This window comes from Dietzia sp. IBK-p2-15D, from assembly GCF_057773105.1.
Map to the genome: position 1 here is coordinate 152,113 of NZ_JBYMTK010000005.1, position 19,177 is coordinate 171,289.

The window sequence follows — 19,177 nt, forward strand, 5'->3', positions numbered from 1 at the left end:
CTTGATCTCCGTTAGCACTCGCAATTGCTCCTTTCTGCCGGGTGCCCGTTACACCCAGGGGGAGGAGCCTAAGAAGGTGGCTCTGAACGCGAATAACCGTGGCTCCGACGACGTCCTAGCCGTCAAGCAGCTGCCAGTTCCTAGGCCCAATACGTCTGGCCCGCAGAAGAGCCAATACTCATCTAGGGCAGGGCGGATTTGTTGCGGACGTGCGCGCTACCAGAGCTATCCTTTGGGTTCACACTGTAGGGATCCGTAAGGTTGGCAGCCCCAGCGGATGAGTAGTTGAGTCGAAAAACAGCACTTCATGCTTCGGGAGTGAGCGCACAATCGTTGCCTTTTCGGCCATGATAGTCGGTTCGTCAGTCGGGAAAACCGATACAGCAATGGGCTTTGGTTCTCCGAGATTCAGGGCCTTCACTATGTGCTCGTCTTGCGAACCCAGGGCACTCCCGAAAATCACGGTGGGGTTTTCGTCCATGCGTAGTTGCTCGTAGCAAAACGCGAGGTACGGCGACTGACGGATAGACTGACGCTTACGTTTCCAACTGCCTTCGCTGACGAAGAGGGGGCGTCTAGTCTTCGACGCGTGATACTTGCCTTTGATTTCTAGAAGCCGACTCTCGTCGCGCGTCCACTTACCGTTTTGGCCCGAACGGGTCTCTTGCCACAAGTGTATGGCGCCATGTAAATAGAATATAGAGGTGCGTGCTGGATTGTAAAGCTTGGTATCTAATGGGTCGAATAATGTGCCATTCGACCAGAAGTAATCGGCGATGGTCGGGACGGCCGCTTCGCTCGAGAACTGGCTCCAGTACGGAATGAGATCATAATTTAGCGTAAAGACGTTACTGTACTTGTTCAATTCCGAAGCGAGGTGTTCAAGTGTTGATTTGGGGAATCTATCCCAGGGGGCGTGCACCTTGCTGACTGTGTTGAACAAGGCATCGCGCACCTTAATGTATGCTAAGTCTACGGGGTGCGTGGATTCCCCCAGTGCGCGAAGGGAAATATTAGCGTGCTGGAGACACTCGAGACATAACTCGAAGTTGGCTGTCTCGAGCTGGTCAAAAATTGCGCGCGCCTCAGGCTCAAGGTTGGATTCGTCAAATAGGCTATGGTAACTGAATTTCTCCCAGAGGTTGATACTCAAGCCGTTTCCAATAACTGCCGTTTTCCAGCCTTTCTCTTCGAGGCTACTCCAAGGTCGAAGCGTGGAGTCTACTGCTTTAGGCGGTGTCATCTCTGCTCATCTTCCTCTGGCTTAATTGGGCCCGCGAATTCGCCGCAAGCGTTCGCCTCCCGGGATCTGGATGTAGTTTAGTTGTTAGCTTCGTACTGCGCTAACTTCCCCTTCTGCGGGCGTAGAAGCTAGAGCGTGGGCGTGCACAGACACAAGAATCTTGACAGGCCCCTCTAGGTAAGGGGCGGAAACCGTCTCGTGATCAGGTGTGTTGTTTAGCTAAAGCGACAACGAGATCTGACCAGTCGTCTGGCCGTTTTGCGGACAACTTTCGGAGATTCTTGCTCGGCGGGGTGCCGGGCAGCTTGAGGCCTATCCTCCGCTCGGTCCCAGCGCTTGGGGCCGTCACTCGATTCTGGCCAACTCATACCTCCGGCATAAGCTGTCCTCCCGGCGCACATGGCGATGGGCCACGCGCCCCTTCCGATGCAAGCGAGCACGCAGCCCCGAGGAGCCCCACGTGGAGTACGCGCAGATCGAGGCGCTGCGCGAGCGGCATCCCGCCTGGCGGATGCTGCGCGCCACGCACGCGCCGCTGCTGCTCACGGTGCTGGGCCGGTTCTTCGTGGAGGAGGGCCGCGGCGCGAGCTCGGAGGGGGAGCTGGTGGCGGCGCTGGACGATCAGCTGTACGCCATCAACGCGCAGGATCCGGAGAACCCGCGGTTCCTGCGCACGGCCGCCGAGTACCTGGCGGACTGGGCCGGCCCGGAGGCGGGCTTCCTGCGCCGCTTCTACCCCCTGGGCGCCGACGAGATCCACTACGACGCCACCCCGGCGCTGGAGAAGGCCTACGCCTGGGTGCAGGGACTCGCCGAAACGTCCTTCGTCGGCACCGAGTCGCGCCTGCAGACCGCGGTGGACCTGCTGCGCCAGATCGCCCAGGGCACCGAGTCCGACCCCGCCAAGCGCCTGGACCAGCTCGACCGCCGCAAGCAGGACATCGAGCGGGAGATCGACCAGCTCCGCCAGGACCCGGACTCCGGCCTGCTGGACCGCACCGCGGTCCGCGAGCGCTACCAGCAGTTCGCCACCACAGCCCGCGAGCTGCTGGCCGACTTCCGCCAGGTGGAGGAGAACTTCCGCGCCCTGGACCGTTCGGCGCGCGAGCGCATTGCCATGTGGCAGGGCAGCAAGGGTGAGCTGCTGGCCGAGCTGGTCCACGGTCGCAGCATGATCGACTCCTCCGACCAGGGCCGCAGCTTCCAGGCCTTCTACGACCTGCTGCTGTCCACCTCGGGCCAGGAGGAGCTGTCCATGCTGCTCGAGCGCCTCACCGGCATCGACGAGCTCGGCGCGGACCGGCGCCTGCGCACCGTCCACCACGGCTGGGCGGAGGCCGCCGAGCGCACCCAGCAGACGGTCCGCAACATCTCCGAGCAGCTGCGCCGCTTCACCGACGACCAGGTCTGGCTGGAGAACCGGCGGGTGCTGGACCTGGTGCGCCAGATTGAGACCTCCGCGCTGCAGGTCCGCGAGGGCGAGCTGCCGGAGATCGGGCTGGAGCTGGAGGAGACTGCCGTCGACGTCGCCCTGCCCACCGATCGTCCGCTGTTTACCGCCCGGCCCGCCGCGGAGGTCAACAGCCTGCTCGATCCTGTTGACGCCGAGGAGGTCGACACCTCGGTGCTGACCGACCAGGTCGTCGTCGACCCCGCACGCCTGGCCTCCCGCATCCGGGCGCTGATCTCGGTCCGCGGCACCGCCCGCCTGGAGGACATCGTCACCATGTACCCCCTACAGCACGGGGCGGCCGAGATCGTCGGCTACCTGGCGCTCAAGGACGACGACCTCGAGGTGACCACCAACGAGCACGAGGAGACCGTGATCCAGTACCACGAGGCCGGCAGGTCCATGCGTGCGGTGATGCCGCGGGTGGAGGTCCGGCGCCGATGAGCGCACACGACCTCCCCACGCCCGACCGCGCCGCCCCCGAACGAGCCGTGGCCGTCAGCGCCATCCGCCTCATGCAGGGCGTGGTCTACCAGGAGACCGACGCCTGGGATGACCTCGTGCGCCACCAGGGCGCCGTCCGCGACCACTTTGCGGTGGTCGGCCTGGAGGTGGTGATCGACGACGACGAGGGGTACGCCTACCTGCGCACCGCCGACACCCCGGAGGGCGAGGACGCGCTTCCCCGGGTGATCCGCCGCCGCAGTCTGACCTACGCCGACAGCCTGCTGCTGGTCCTCCTTCGGAAGCGGCTCGCCGAGTTCGAGTCCGCGGGCGATCCCGGTCAGCTGGTGCTCACCCACGACGAGATCGTGGAGATGATCCAGCTCTTCCTGGCCCGCAGCACCGACGAGGCCCGCGAGGCCCACCAGGTGGACGCCTCAATCAACCGGCTCGTCGGGATGGGGTTCCTGCGCCAGCTCAAGGACCGCAAGGGCACGTGGGAGGTCCGCCGGATCCTCAAGGCGTACGTCGACGCCGAGACCCTGTCCGATTTCTCGGCCAAGCTCGCCGAGTACGCCGAAGCGGGGGCACAGAATGACTAGCGGCCTGACAAGCGGCACCGCCAGCGGCCTGTTCTCCCCGGTCGAGCTGGGGGTCAAGGGCCGGCCCGGGTTCCGCCTGGCCCGGCTGGAGGTCCTCAACTGGGGAACTTTCGACTCCCGGGTGTGGCACCTGGACCCGGCGGGGGAGACGCTCCTGCTCACCGGCGACATCGGCAGCGGCAAGTCCACCCTCGTGGACGCGGTGAGCACGCTGATGCTGCCCTCGCACCGGATCGACTACAACAAGGCCGCCGGCGCCGCCCGTAAGGAGCGCACCCTGCGGTCCTATGTCGAGGGCCACCACAAGACCGAGCGCAACGAGGCCACCGGCACCGTCCGGCCCGTGGGGCTGCGGGACGCGCGCTCGTACTCCGTGATCCTGGGCGTGTTCCGCAACGAGGGCTACGGCGACGAGGTGACCCTCGCGCAGGTCTTCCAGCAGCAGGACGCCACCGGCCAGCCGTGGCGCCGGTTCGTCACCGCCGACCGGGCGCTGTCGATCGAGGGCGACTTCACCGACTTCGGCACCGACCTGTCCGCGCTGCTCACCCGGCTCAAGGACGCCGGCGCCGCGGTGGAGAAGGACTTCCCGACCTACGGCCGGGCGATGCGCCGGCTGCTGGGGATCCGGTCCGAGCAGGCCATGGAGCTGTTCCACCAGACCATCTCCATGAAGTCGGTCGGCGATCTCAACGAGTTCGTCCGCACCCACATGCTCGAACCCGCCGACGCCTCGGCGCGGATCGAGGGCATCCTCCGGCACTTCGAGGACCTCACCCGCGCCCACGACGCCGTCAAGCGCGCCCGCACCCAGCTCGACGCGCTGGAGCCGCTGGTCGAGTCCATCGAGACCTACGACGCCGCCCTCCGGCGCCGAGAGCGCCTGCGGGACGAGCGGATGGCGATCCGGCCCTACTTCGCCGAACTGCGGCTGGCCCTGCGCCAGTCCGAGATCGACACCCTGGGTCACGAGGTCGCCACCGCCTCCGCCGAGCTGGCCCGCATGCGCGGGCGGGCGCAGGAGCTGGCCACCGAGCGCGACGGCCTGGTGACCGTGCGGGCCGAGTCCGGCGGCAACCGGGTGGGGGACCTGGAGCGGGACGCCGCCGCGGCGCGGGAGCAGTTCGAGGAGCGTCGTCGTCGTCGCGACCGGTTCACCGACGCCCTCCACCGCGCCGGACTGGATCCGGTGACCGACGAGGCGGGGTTCGCGCGCCTGGCCGAGCACGTCGCCGCCCGCCAGGCCGAGCTCGACGCCCTGGCCGCCGACCTCAAGACCCGGCACGACGCCCTGGTGATGGACCACGGCGAGCGCCGGCGGCTGCTGCGCGAGGTGACCCAGGAGCTGGAGAGCGTGTCCGGGCGCTCGAGCAACATCCCCGCCGAGCAGCTGCAGGTCCGCGACCAGCTGTGCACCGAGCTCGGCGTGGACGCCGCCGACCTGCCTTTCGCGGGCGAGCTGATGGACGTGGCCCAGGAGCACGCGCAGTGGCGCGGCGCGGCCGAGCGGGTGCTGCGTGGGTTCGCCCTGTCCCTGCTGGTGCCGGAGAGCCTGTACGCGGGCGTGTCCGAGTGGGTGAACTCGCGCCGGCTCACCGCCCGCCGCTCCGACGGGCGCGAGGTGGGCGTCCGGCTGGTCTACGAGCGGGTGCCCGAGCGGCACGTGCCGCTGCAGCGGCCGCAGGCGGCGGGGTTGCTGCTGGCCGACACCATCGAGATCGCCGACTCCCCGCTGCGGGGCTACCTGGCCAAGGAGCTCTACGCCCGCGCCGACCACCGGTGCGCGGACACCATGGAGGAGTTCCGCGCCGCCGACCGCGCTGTGACCATCCAGGGGCAGATCCGGTCCCGCGGCCGGCACGTCAAGGACGACCGGCAGTCCGCGACCGACGCCCGCGGCTGGGTGCTGGGCTGGCGGACCGAGGACAAGGTGACCGCGCTGCGGGCCCGCCGCGCGCAGCTGGAGGGCGAGGTCGCCGAGCGGGCCACCCGGCTCGACGCCGCGGTACGCGACCAGGCCACGCTGGGGGAGGCGCGCACCGCGCTGATCCGCCTGGCGGAGTACACCACGTGGCGGGACCTGGACTGGGCCGAGGCCAAGGCGCGCGCCGAGTCCGCCGAGGCGGAGCGGCGCCGGCTGGTCGAGGGCAGCAGCGAGATGGCCGAGATCGACCGGCGGCTGGCCGACCTCGACAGCCGTAGGGCCGCGCTGGCGGAGGACGAGCGGGAACTGGCCGATCACCGCAGCCGGTGGCAGAGCAGCATTGACCACGAGGCGCGGCAGATGGCGCGGGACCAGCGCGCCCTGGCCGAGCTGGACGACGAGCTGCTCTACGCCGCCCGGGAGGTGTACCCGCAGCTGCGCGAGCGGCTGGGTTACACCGAGGACAAGGGCGCCGAGTACGCCCAGACGGCGGACGAGGCCCACACCGCCGAGCAGGCGCTGGGCGACGCCGTGGACGCCGACGTGGAGCGGGCGCAGCGGGAACTCAACGCCCTGACCACCCGTATCCAGCAGGCCATGGCCGAGATCTGCCGGCGGTGGCCGGACCAGACCAAAGAGATGGACGCCTCGATCGCCGCGCGGGACGAGTTCGTGCGGTTCCACGCCCGCCTGGCCGACGACGACCTCCCGCGGTTCGTGGGCGAGTTCGAGGAGCAGCTGCGCAAGAACACGATCCGGGAGCTGGCCGGCTTCCACAACTGGCTGCTGCGCCAGGCGGATGACATCGGTCAGAAGATCGAGAAGACCAACGAGGCGCTGGGGGCGATCGACTTCAACCCCGGCCGGTACGTGCGCCTGGACCGGGAGAACACGGTCAACCAGGAGGTCCGCCAGTTCCGCGCCGACCTGCGGGGGGTCACCGACCAGGCGTTCGGCGGCGAGGGGCAGTACTCCGAGGAGCGGTACGAGCAGGTCCGGGCCATCCTCGAGCGGCTGCGGGGCCGCGAGGGCCACAGCGACGGGGACCGCGCCTGGCGCTCGCGCGTCACCGACGTGCGCAACTGGTATACCTTCTCCGCCTCCGAGCGGGACCGCGAGACCGATCAGGAATGGGAGCACTACCGGGACTCCGACGGCAAGTCCGGCGGGCAGAAGGAGAAGCTGGCCTACACCATCCTGGCCGCGTCGCTGGCGTACCAGTTCGGGCTGGAATGGGGGGCCGACAAGGCCCGCGACTTCCGCTTCGCCGTGATCGACGAGGCCTTTGGCCGCGGCTCCGACTCCTCGACCCGCTACGCGCTGGAGCTGTTCGCCAAACTCGGCATCCAGCTGCTGATCGTCACCCCGCTGCAGAAGGTGCAGGTGATCGCGCCCTACGTGCGGTCGATCGGCTACGTGGACAACGTGGACGGCCGCTGTTCGCGGCTGGTGCAGATGACCACCGAGGAGTATCACGAGCTGCGCGGGGGGCAATAAGGGTAAGAGACGAGGTCTGGTATCTCCTCCGGTGGACGGCGTCGGCCCTCATCGACGCCGCCCAGGAAGAGTCAGCGGTGACTACTGGCTTGCCAGGACTTGCCCGAGAGCATCAGCAGAGATCAGCTGACTGATAGTGCCGAAAGGTCGTTGCAGTGCCTCGCGAACGTCCGAGAACTCGGCATGGCTGCGCGGGTACATCCGCGTTGCTGCAGAGTGGGCCTCCTTCTGCAGAGGGTTCCATCCGTCGGAATCGCGCCGCCACAAGGGATGTCCGAGGATGGAGATCCTGCCCTCGAACCCGTTGTGTAGCGCCTTCAACCCCGCTAGGTCGATGACTTCGTAGGCTCCTTGCCCGGCGGCCGCAATGTTCGCGGCAGCTGAGGCGCTATGTGCCAGCCACCGCTGGAGGTCGAGGTCTCTGCCAACAGCTAGATCGAACATGTCCAGCGCGAGTCGCCAGTCCAAGCTGCCGTGCAACAACCGGTTGTTGTATGAACGTAGGCAGTCTGGGCAGGAACTGTCGCAGTCTGAATGGGCCGCGGAGGTCCAGGTGAGCTCGAGGTCATTCCGAGCAGTGTGGAGTAGGTTACTCAAGCGCTGGGGCTGGGCGATCTCGGTGGCGTATCCGGCGCCGTTCTCCAGACGGTCCGCGAGGAAGATCCTGAAGGAAGGAGTCCCATTGATCGTTGCCGGCTGCAGACCGGCAATGATCTCATCGGGATCGATATCCAGCTCGATCTGGCAGGCCCGCCGAATTGCTTCGCCAAAGGACAAGAACGCCGACTGCGCCGAGGGCATTCGTCGGCCATCAGCCGGGAGTTGACTCCCGACCGTCTTCGGAGTGGCAAACGCGATTGTGACGATGTCAGTAGTTCTGATGGCGCCGATCGCAGCATGAGCGATGCGTTCGCCGATGAGGTTCGACTCGTCGACGTCGTCGTACAGGTCGGTATTCGCGACAACGACGGATTTGTCCATGCGACGACGCAGGTCGAACAACCGGCCCGAGTTGTCGTTGAGGGTCACCAGTTTGGCCTGGGAGTAGGCGTGCACGCCAACGGCTCCCGATGTGAAGGAGACAGTCGGGTTCTCTGCCACACCGACGGCGGGAGGGGCTACCGACTCCGTGATGTCAAAGTCATCATCGAAGTCTGTGGCGGAGGCGTAGTCCGTCCGCCATCCCAAAGGCTCATACATGGTGACGGTTGTCGTGGACTCACCGCAGATCGCGCAACTGGCAAGCTCCTCATCGAGGTTGATGGCACCGCACTCCTCGCAGCGAGTTACGAGCCGTGGCCGCCCGAGCGGGTCGGCCGGCGTCACTTTTCCTGATGCCATGCTGTAGGCGGCGAATCCGATGACGGTCCTCACCTCGCCGTCCCGCACGATCTTGGAGCCGGGAGTGAAAGCGCTGATCGCCATATCGAGAGGGCGATCAACAAGGACGGCGTCCTGGAGTTCTGTCGTCTTCCGAACGGACCTTCGGTACACCGGACGTACCCGGGTGGGGAATCCAAACATGGGAAGCACCCCAACGCTGGCGAGTTCCTTACTCAATTCAGTCTGGGGGTCTGAGACGTCGGCAACGGCCGCCGCGACCTCCTCGGCGAGTTCGTGACGGACCCACTGCTCCATGCTGCTGCGATCTTGCGCAGTGATTCCGGTGTGGGAGGTGAGCCTCTCGATCACGGCGTCGACAGAGGGCGACTTCTCCAACCATTTGCGGATACGCGGCAGGTTGTCCGCGAGCTGTTCGACAGTGCCGAAGGTGCCATGCAAGCTCTCCGTGGTCCACTTCGGAGGGTTGGGAAGAGATCTGAAGGCTAGTCGGAGGACTTCTGATGCAACAACGCGCCTCGAGATGCGATCTCGGTTGGTATCGAGGAACGGTTGAGGAGGCATATCGCCTGTGATCCGTTCCGGATGATTGAAGTAGTAATCATCATGACTGCGACCTTTGCAGACGGTCAGGGCGTACGAGAACGGCTGGCCGGCGCGACCGGCGCGGCCGACGCGCTGCTGGTAGTTGAACCGTTGAGGGGGCATGTTGGCCATCAGGGTCGACTTGAGCGAACCGATATCCACCCCGACCTCCATGGTGGTGGTGGCGACCAGAACATCAAGTTCGTGAGTGATCTGCGACTCCCGTGGACTCGGCAGAAGGACGCCCTTGAAATGTCGCTGGCGGCGACGCTGTTCCTCCAACGGGCGTGTTTGGCCGGTCAATTCGGCAACGGCGAGACGGCGCGGTGGAAGTGTCGCCAACCACGCGTAGTAGTCGATGTCAGAAGCGGATAGAGCCGACTCGATGAGCTCAGGCGAATTGCATCGCCGGTTTGCACATATTCCTGCCGACGGGTGCAGGTGCTGGAAACCGCACCGAGCACACGTCCACCTGCGCTGATTTTGGGGAACGAATTCGAATGGGGGTTCTGCGAGATTGACGGCCAGGAGCCACCCCGGAGCGAAACCACCCTCGGCTTCGGCGGTGAGCCACTGGAGGAGGTCCTCAGCGTCGATTGAATGGCGGTGGGCAACCTGTTTGACGTAACCGTTCACGACCTGGGGAACACCCTGCTGTGGCTCGCGACTACTGAAGGGGATGCGCTTGGCGCCGCCCAGAATCCTGACCACCGAGCGGAGTACCTCGCGCGAGGTCTCGGGGGAGAGGGGCGAGGACGACACTCGGCTACCGCTGACCTCAACGAACCCGATCCCCGATGCTTCGATATCGCGGCCGGTGCGGTCGAAAACCGCCGCAGCCATCTGCTTGCCTAGCTCCTGGCTGAATCGTTGAACTGCAGTAGCTTGCAGCGTCGGTTCCAGTGGCTCCCACGCTCCGCTGATCGGTGGCTCGAACGCTTGGAACCACAGAGCTCCGTTCACGGTTTTCGCCATAGAGGGGCCCGTGCCTCCGGGTGGGATACCCATGTCCACCAGCCGCCGCATGACGAGTTCCCGAAGGCGCGCCCAGGTGGTTTCAGTGCGTTCATCGTTGCCGAACGCAGCCAACTTTTCCGCCTCATCGTCCGTCAGGGCAGTAAACCGTTGCTTCTGGACCAGGTTCCAGATTTCGGGTTGCGCCGCAGACAGTGCCCGGAAGGCGATTGCTTCCTCGGCGGAAAGAGAGCTCATGTCATCGGCGCCCCGTTTGAGGATGTCCAATTGGTCAGGTTCACCCTCATCGAGCACCTGTGCGATGACCTGCCGGACGGTGTCTCGGTAGTGGTTGCGGCTGACTCCTGCTGCGGTCCGTGCGGCATCGTCACGGCTGTCGGTGAAGACGATCGACCGCGATTCGTTGGACGAATCGCCCATCTCACGGACGAGCTGCGAAAGGTACACCTGGGTCGATCGCGAGTTGCCGGTGGAGTGATTGCGGATCGGCGATCGAACAGCGCCAGCCCAGAATCTTTCGGAAGACCTGTTGTGGCCCTTCTGGCCGCAATGCGGGCACATCTCCGGGAGGGCTGGGTGTACCGCTTTGTTGCCGGAATCGTATGCGAAGGTCCAGCCGGTAGTCGACTCCACCGCTGGCCCCATCAAACCGACGGAGGGTTGTAGCTCCACAGGAATGAAGTGGAACTTTGATCCCCCTGCTGATCCCTTGGGGCCTTTCCTATCCCATGACATGGAAACAGGTTTAGCGCCCGGCCAGTACCAACGATACGTATCGGACGTGCGATGGGATACGCGGGTCGACTCCTCGAAAGGGTAGTGGGGCGGTGACGCCCCGAGCATCACCGAATCTTCGATGTGGCTTGCGACCCATCCGCCGAGGCTCACATCTCCGCACTCCCAGCAATAAAGGAGTTCCATAACCCGGGATCCGCAGTCCGGGCAACTGGTAGCGGGAACATCGAGGAGACGTCCGATTCGACGGTCGCTCTCAACTTCAGCCACACCCGAACACTCGGCATCAACGCACGCCCACAAGCCCTTGGAGAGCCGAGCGAACATGTGGATTCGTAGTGGAATCGTCGTCGCATTCGAGCTGGATGCGATCGTCTGGAGCAACTGGTCGAGTTCGGGTTCACCACCGACCCGCTGCGCAATTTGTGACCCGGGTGTGGCTCTGACACGTCCACCCTCGTCGACGCACGCGTTGGCAATTCTCGTGGCAGGGTCGATGGAGTCCACTTCGAGTTCGGTCGGTCGCCCGGCGGTTACGTGGAACGAGTCACCGGAAACACCGAAGAATCGCTCGAGATAAGTCCTTCCACCGTCTCCGGGGTCGAGTGACGCGGATGTGCCGATACACCGGAGTTGCGGACTGTCCGGTGCCAACCCCAGTCGGTGCAGGAAGTTCCGAAGAATCATCGCGACTTCGCTACCTTGCGTACCGCGATATAGGTGAAGCTCATCTACGACGAGCGTGAAGACTCGGGCCGGATCGCTTTCCAGCCACTGCCGTGTCTGTTCGAAGATGGGTTGTTCGAACTCGCGCATCAGCATCACGTTGAGCATCGAGTAGTTGGTGACCATGACGTCCGGCGGGGACGCGATCATGTCCCAACGGGTCATCATCTCGTTCTGCCGGGGGTCCGCGAACTGCTCGAGATCGGCAGCAGGGAGGCCCGCAGCGATCAGATCGTCCATCTCGGATGCCGCAGTTCGGATAGAAGCCGCGACTTCACGGAGCGCTCGAGGATTCTTGTCGGGCATTCTGGTTCCGCCGGGCGTTACCCCTGTGTATCTCCCAAACCAGATTGGCGCACCGGGGAAAGACGCCGCGAGAGCTCTGGTGGAGCGCCTCAGACGGACCACTTGGTCTTCCACCAGAGCATTGGTCGGATACAGCACGATGGAGCGCATTGCTGCAGGACGACTCTCTCCGGCCCTGAGAGGTAACCAATTGCTTCCCGATCGTTGTGCCCACCATTGATTCGCGGGCGGTTGGGACGGCCACCGATCAGCTTCTGTAGCAAGGCGCAGCAGCAGCGGAAGCAAGAAGCTCTCAGTCTTTCCGGAGCCTGTCCCCGAGGTGACGATGACATTGCGGCCCGGCTCAATGCCCGGTCGGAAGGAATGGCGGATCGCTTCTGCCTGGTGGGCGCGAAGCGTGATGGGGGAATCAGGGTCGACAAACCCGCCGAAAAGCGCTCGTCCGACGGCGTCGGCAACGCGGTCTGCGATGCCGACACTCTGCGCAATCTCAAGCAGTTCGTCGGTAGAAGGATAGGGAAGAACCGGTTCGATGAGGGGTTCGGTGAACAGCTTGCCGGGCCGCTCGAGGAGTGCGCGACGTTCTTTCCTCAAGTCCGGGTCCCGGAGCCAGTAGGTGGTCTCGTAATACCGCAGGTACGCGTCTTTGAGACCGTCGTAAGTGTCCAAGGGGTCTTGTGCGTGCATCGCAGATCGTCCTTCTACCTAGGTCGAGAGACGGTGGCTGAGCACGCCGGCAACCGTCGCGGGAACATCGCGGTATGAGAGCAAAGACCGAGCGGTTTGTGCTTCGGGGAGCGAACCCGAACAGAGTACGGCTGCACGGCCGAACAGGCCCGGGAGATCGCAACCGAGTGGAACGCTCACCGTCGAGGTGGCGCGGTCGTAGCTGAGGAGCGGACGACCACCCGCTTGAGCAGCCAGGTGTTTGTTTAATTGGACAGATCCGCGCGCGGCAGTTCGGTCATTGATGTCAGTCTCGGTTCTGAATACATCGATCGTGGTGAAGCGCGACAACAATCGGTAGGCCCCGGGCGTTTCCGCGTTTTTCACCGATTGCCACCGAGAGCGCTCGATGTCGAACCATTTGACACTTTTGGTTTCGGGCAGAGGAATCCGTGGTAATGCCGCCTCTACGTCGGAGAGACTGGGCAAGAGCTTAGCCATGGATAGCGCAGCGTCCTGCGCCAGAAAGACCTCACCACAGGCGACGTCCGGAATCTCGTCGATATCGTGAACGGATAGCCCGGAGATGATCCGTGTTGTCAGGCCCTTTCTCGTTTCCGTCGAGAGTGTGCCGCCAGCAGCGTTCACTGCTGCCTCCAGAGCATGTAGCTCCACAGCGTTCCAGCCTCCGCACACGAGGTATCTTCTGTCGGGAAGCTCCGCCAGAGTCTTGAGCCCGACTTCCCACCTCGCTACTTCGAACCGTTCGTCTCGCTCGACTTCGATATGTGCCAGCGCTTCGAGTCCACGCGTGAAGTTGTCCACGAAAAGCGCGGTTCCCTCCACCTGGGAGGCCATGGATCGGAGGGCAGTCACTGATCCGCCGCCGGCATGGACTAGTCCGTCGAGGGCGACATCCCAAGAGATGTCGGGGAGTGAGACTGCCGTCGCGTTGGGCATCGCGGCCCTCTCGACACGGTGAACGCCTGAGTCCGGGAACAGACTTTCCCTCCGTTGAAGAGGGAAGCCGGGGTAGCGGCGGATGAGCCCACAACCCTCACACCGCCCGATGATGAACTGATTTCTCAACTCTCGTTTCGTCTGCTGGCGAGCCGGGGTCGGTGGCATGACAAATCGATGTCGCCCGGTGAAGACACAGGACTTGTCGTCTAGCGGTGGGATCGCGAGCTTCATGCCGGACTCCTTGTCCGACCGCACCTTCGACCACCAGGGGGTACCGGCGATGGAGACAGCTTCAGCTTCGTTGCTGATCGGAGTAGCCCATGCACCGTCAACTGCCCAGTCGACTTCAGCCTGGGAGTGGTCCCTGGCGGTCAGTGCGTCGAGCGGTTGGGCCAGGTCGTGCGAGAGACGGGGAGCACGCTGCCATGCGGCGTTGTCCGGGGTCGCACCAGAGCGGAGACGAAGCTGCATGCTCTGTATCTCGGTATCGCCGCACTTGAGAAGTACCTCGTAGTCGCCTTCGGTGAGTTTGAGGGCGTTCAGATCTACGAGGAGCACCCCAGTGTCCGATACCCACTCAGCGTCGACGGCCTTGTCGTCGAGCGTCCATTTGGAAGTCAGAGCGACTGAGATCTGGTCAATATCGGCGAGCGCACGTATCTCCGGCGGGACTGCAGTTGACCAGCGTGTGACGCGGCCAGGGAAGCGGAAACCGCCGTCGATGGTGAGCTTTGTGCGGATAAGCGGGACCAGGGGAGTCAGGTCCGAGTGGCCCGGCGTGGCCGGGGCCGACAACAGCTGCACGTTTCGGTACAGGAGCCAACCTTCCGGGACCCCTCGTAGCTTGTGATCGATGGCTTTCCAGCCCGGGCGCGCATGGTTCTCAAGGAGGGCGCACACTTTTTCCGGCAGCGAGCGGTCGTTTCGCACGAGGAGCAGGTAGTCCTCACCCAATGACACCTGGTCGCTTTCCACGAAGTATCCGAGGAGCTGGTCGCGTCTCAGGGTGACGATCCGCCTGGGCAGGCGAATACTTGGACTCTCCGCTTCCGGGACACGGAGCGTCAGGAGTCCGACGAGCAACGAACTCAGGTCTACGGGGACTGGTTGCCGCGGGCGGATGCGATCGCCCATGAGCTGTATGGCTTCCATCTCCACTGAGCCCTTGGTGCCCTCGATACAGATCGTGTCCGCGCTCTCCACTCCGGGGAAAGTCGCGACGACCGTGGATTCCAGCCTCGGGGAGGGGAAGGAATTGACGTTCACACATAGGGATGTGCGCCCCACCGCCGCGCCGCCGACGGCGTTGCTGGCTCCCGAGCCGTCCCACTGCGAGAGTTCTGTAGCCACAACGTCCGCAAGGCGCGAGTGGCTACTCTTGTTGGCCCACATCGACCGGAGTCGACTGGTCGCAGACGAATGTGGATGGTCTACCCACGTCTGCAGCAGTGGCCTGAGGTCGCCTGCAGGGAGGTCGGTTCCGGGTGGAAGGCCGAATTCGTTGAAGAACGACCGGAGGGCGCTCCTGTCGGCTTCTCGGATAATGGCCTGCGAGATGGGAAGACCCACGTAGCGGGGCCCCAGCGCGTAGGCGGTGGGAAGACCGATAGCCCCGTCATAGGAGTTGAGCCAGCCGTTGAGGGCCGTCCAGATCTCCTCCGAGTGGGCCATGAACGACTTCTGGAGTCTGTCTTTGTCTGCTTGCTTCTTTGCGCCCAGAAGGGCGAACAGGTGCGGGTAGTAGGCGTTGGCCGCAATGTTCTTGTCTCCCCCCATGCGCTCCGCAGCTGCACTGAACAGAGTGAGTAGAGCGATGAAGGGAGGAGGAGTCGGGGTGTCAGCGGCCGTTTTGCGGCGTCTCGCGCGCCACCACCGCTCGGTCAGTTTGGCGTGCTCGCGAAGGGGATCCGGCTCGACCAGACGCAGCGTAGCGCGGACGGCGCCGGCGAGTTCCGAGACAGGGTCAGCGGTGTTGATGCCCAACTTCCTGGCGACAAGTGCCATACGAGTGTCATCCGGGTAAACGTAAACCGGTGAGCCAGCGAACTGATCGTTGAAGTACTCGTGGGTCAGCGCTTCGTTCCATGCGCGGTACGAGTCCCAATTGGTTAGACGTGGGAGCACGCGGATCCTTGTTTGGTGTCGAGGTTGTTGCACGTAATAACATCACGAGGATCTGACACCAACTGGTTTGTCGGTCAAATCCGCTGTGCGGATTCCTAGTTCAGCGAAGGAAATGCACTTGATCGCCAGGGGGCGGGGCGGTTCGCGGCACTCGAGCAGACTCGGGCTATCGCAGCTCAGTCGCGGCCGACCACCTCGTCGTCGTCTCCCGTCCCGTTGACCCACTGCCCACCGGCACCGTGACCAGAACCTGACCCCGGCACCCGTCTTCCCAGGCGCATTCTCATCCCGCTGAAGACCCTCAGCTCCTTCCCTCGCCTTATGTCTCGCGGTCGGCTCAGCTCAATTGAGACGACTATCCGCATCGACTTGCCGGCCATGGGCATGAACATGTCCGAGGACGGCGTGATCGAGCGGCGAGGATCGACGACTACATCGCCTTCGCGCCCGCGGAACGGGACTGATCATCGCGGGCGACTTGCCTGGTGTTCGGGTTGCCGGTTGTTCTTGAGGGTGTGGCGCTTGCGTCGCTGAATGATAGAAGTGACGGACGTACTAGCTCGAGGGGCCAAGCCCCTCCCGCACCGCCTTGGTCAACCGCACGTACTCACCCGTGTCGGGATCGCGGATCCAGGTACGCGGGCCGGCCTTCGGCAGCCCCCGGGCTGCGAGCGTCCTGGGGTCCGGCCGGTACCAGTTGGTCACCCGGATGTCTTTGACGACGTGGACGATGTCCGGTTGCCCGGCGGGCGGGACCGAGGCCAGCGCGCCACCGATGTCGGCCGCGGTAATGGGATCTGAGCCCCATAGGTTCACCGCGGCGACGGCGACCGGGCCCATTGCGCCATCCACCTCGTACAGCACGGCTAGGTCTACCTCGGGCAGATCGCCGAGTGCGTCGGCGACCTGGATCGGGTAGACGGGACCATGCTCGGTGTGGACGACCGAGCTCGCTGAGCCGAGCAGCCAGAAGTCGCCGTCCCTGTCACGCTCGAAGATGTCATTGGTCGACACCCACGTGTCGCCGGGGCGGAACACCCCACGGAGTTGGCGCACGGAAGCGTCCAATCCGAGCCTGGGCCGGGCGAGAAGTACGCCGGGTGCATCGACCTCACTGGGTATGGCGAAGCCGTCGGGGCCGGCGAGGATCGCGCCGGTGTCGGGATCGACCTCGACTAGACGCACGTCGGCGGTGCCGGGCAGTGGACGTCCGCGCGCGCCCGGCTTGGAGGTGGTGAGGTTGGCCAGGACCACATCGGACTCGGTACCGGCATAGAACTCAAGGACCCGCGTGCCCGGGTAGCGGTCCAGGACCCGCCGCCACAACCCACGGGGCATTCCTGACCCCATGAAGAGTGAGAGTGTCGGGAGCGTTTCGCGCGGATGCACTGGCTCGCGCACCAATTCGCGCATCATCGCCCAGGTGTAGGACACCACCGTCACCCCGTAGCGGCGGATCTCCTCGTCGAAGGTCGCCGGATCGAAACCGCGGGACAGCGCGATCCGAGCTCCTCCCGCCACGGCGCCGCCGACGGTGGTGAGCAGCCCCGATGGGTGGTGGAGAGGGCTGAGGCAGTAGACGGTGGACTCGGTGGTGAGACGCGCGGCGCTGGCGGTGCCGAACGCGGACGCCGCCCACCGGTGGTTGGTGACGAGCTTGGTCTGCCACGTGCCCGTGGAGCGGGTGAAGAACACAAAGGCGAGGTCGCCCCCTCGGCCGGGATTCGGCCGGTACCAGCGGGGCAACTCGACCGCCTCGGGGTCGATGCGCTCGAGGTCGACGACGTCCTCGCCGAGGGCCGCGGGCAGGTCGCGCTCACCGCCACCACCGCCGAGCACGAGCGCCCGCGCTCCGGCATCGGTGACCTTGGACGCGTGCTCGGGGTCGGCGACCACGTCGGTCACGGAACTCAGCTGGAGAAGTTCCGGCAGTGACTGGGACGGGGGCAGCAGCACGGCCACGGCACCGAGACGCGACAGCGCGGCGATCGCGACCAGCGCCGAGGGCCGCGTCTCCATGACCACGCCGACGTGGTCGCCCTGGCGCACGCCGACCGTGATGAGACCCCTGACCACGTTCGTGATCCGGGTGTCGACGGCCGAGTACGTGTGGACGCGGTCGGAAAAGAGGAAGCACGCGTCGTTCGGCTGGTTCCGGGCGCGTTCGGCGATGATCTTGGCGAACGAGACCCGGGTCGCGGGCTGGATCTGCCCCAGCCGGATGAGACGCGGTGCCGCGCGCACCGCCTCGTATCCGACAGCTCGCGTCGTCCGCAGGGCGCCCAAGGCGAGCTGCCCCGCACCGCGCATCACGCCGACCCCGAGTCCAGCGGCCTGGAACGCCCCGTCCGCCGCGAGCATGATCGCTTTGGTGGGGGAGGAGTCGATGACGGCGTCGGGGTCGACCTCGGTGATCCCGTCCGGTCGAGCCCCTCGGTCTTCGATCCAGTCGATCCAGTGAACGACGGTGGGCCACGTCAGCGAGGCGGCGGTCGAGCCCACGACGAGGCCGAAGTGCCCGGCGCGGACCGAAAAATCGTAGACATCGGCCGAGGGAGCGACGGACGCGATTTTGCGGACGCCGGCCGGGACGCCGATCTCGTCGACCTCGCCGAAGACGGCGAGGACGGGACAGGTGATGTCGGCGAGCGAGACGACGTGGTCGCCGACGACGAAGCCGCCGACCATCATCCGGTTCTGGACGATCACCTGCTGCAACATGTCGACGAGCGCCGGGCCGGACCAGGCCACGAATCCCTCGCCCCCGATGAAGCGGCGCTGTCGCTCGTGGCCGAGAAGCGCGTCGCGGTCATGGAGTTGGCGCAGAAAATCCACCTGGGAACGAGCGGTCTTGATCGGGTCGAGCAGGCGGAATGCCGTCGAGGCCAACCACCCGGGCAGTGGGCGTTCGTTGAAGACGTAGTCGGCGACAAGGCGCGCGATGGTGACGACCACCTGCTCGGGAATGCCGAGCGGGGCATTGCCGCGCCAGTCGACTGGCGCACCGAACGTCACGATGCTCTCGAGGTCGCGTGAGCGCCGGTAGGCCGCAGCCTGGTAGCAGAACATGCCGCCCTGGCTGTACCCACCGAGATGCACCGAGCGGCCGGTGGCCGCGGTGACGAGGTCGACGGCGTCGCTCACCGCCACCACGTGGTCGGTGAGAGTGCGCTCGAGACCGCCGGTCTCGAGGTCCGGGGCGCCGAAGTCGATCACCCACGGGTCCATGCCTGCCTCGTGCAGTGCGGCCACTGCGCTGGTCGAGGGGGACACGTCCCAGACCTCCGCGGAGATCATCATCGGCGGAACGAGCACGATCGGCGGCCGCGGCGGCTCCTCCTCGATGTGGACCCCACTTTGGCCAGCGTCCCCCGCCGTCGGCGGGTAGTAGCGGCGCAGCCGGAACATCGGGCGCCGTGCGACGATCTCGAACGGAGACTGCTCTTCGTCTGTCTGAAGGCCGCCGAAGCGCACGACCTCGACCGCGTTGAGGACGAACGACGTCGCTGTCTTGAGCGCGGCCGAGATGATGTCAGGGTTGGGCGGCATGGTGGTTCCGAGGGTAGAGGGTGCTCCACGAGGATCGGGGCAGTCCA

The 19,177-nt window shown here is 65.1% G+C and carries 7 protein-coding genes; 3 read left to right on the forward strand and 4 right to left on the reverse strand.

Going from position 1 to position 19,177, the window contains the following annotated elements:
- Positions 1 to 238: 238 nt before the first annotated feature.
- A complete protein-coding gene (locus AC3DEV_RS09125) occupies positions 239 to 1,243 on the reverse strand; it encodes a DUF4917 family protein (protein ID WP_488371889.1) in 1,005 nt (334 codons plus the stop codon).
- A 460-nt stretch (positions 1,244 to 1,703) separates the two neighbouring features.
- Here AC3DEV_RS09125 and AC3DEV_RS09130 point away from each other — a divergent pair, with 460 nt between their 5' ends.
- The 3 genes from AC3DEV_RS09130 to AC3DEV_RS09140 are packed head-to-tail and all read left to right on the forward strand — an operon-like array spanning position 1,704 to position 7,160.
- Positions 1,704 to 3,137, forward strand: a complete 1,434-nt coding sequence (locus AC3DEV_RS09130) for a DUF3375 domain-containing protein (RefSeq protein ID WP_488371890.1) — start codon at positions 1,704 to 1,706, stop codon at positions 3,135 to 3,137.
- Entirely contained in the window at positions 3,134 to 3,739 is a 606-nt protein-coding gene (locus AC3DEV_RS09135; protein WP_472983509.1) for a DUF4194 domain-containing protein, read from the forward strand. Before AC3DEV_RS09130 ends, AC3DEV_RS09135 begins: the two co-directional genes overlap by 4 nt.
- Positions 3,732 to 7,160 (forward strand): ATP-binding protein, encoded by a 3,429-nt coding sequence (locus AC3DEV_RS09140; protein ID WP_488371891.1) that lies wholly within the window; start codon positions 3,732 to 3,734, stop codon positions 7,158 to 7,160. The genes AC3DEV_RS09135 and AC3DEV_RS09140 overlap by 8 nt, the downstream gene beginning before the upstream one ends.
- An 81-nt stretch (positions 7,161 to 7,241) precedes the next feature.
- On the opposite strand, the gene AC3DEV_RS09145 is transcribed toward AC3DEV_RS09140, so the two are convergent.
- From AC3DEV_RS09145 to AC3DEV_RS09155, 3 genes are all read right to left on the reverse strand, one after another.
- Positions 7,242 to 12,515, reverse strand: a complete 5,274-nt coding sequence (locus AC3DEV_RS09145; RefSeq protein WP_488371892.1) for a DEAD/DEAH box helicase — start codon at positions 12,513 to 12,515, stop codon at positions 7,242 to 7,244.
- 18 nt (positions 12,516 to 12,533) lie between these two features.
- Positions 12,534 to 15,461 (reverse strand): hypothetical protein, encoded by a 2,928-nt coding sequence (locus tag AC3DEV_RS09150; RefSeq protein WP_488371893.1) that lies wholly within the window; start codon positions 15,459 to 15,461, stop codon positions 12,534 to 12,536.
- 675 nt (positions 15,462 to 16,136) lie between these two features.
- Entirely contained in the window at positions 16,137 to 19,130 is a 2,994-nt protein-coding gene (locus tag AC3DEV_RS09155; protein ID WP_488371894.1) for an AMP-binding protein, read from the reverse strand.
- Between the last annotated feature and the right edge of the window lie 47 nt (positions 19,131 to 19,177).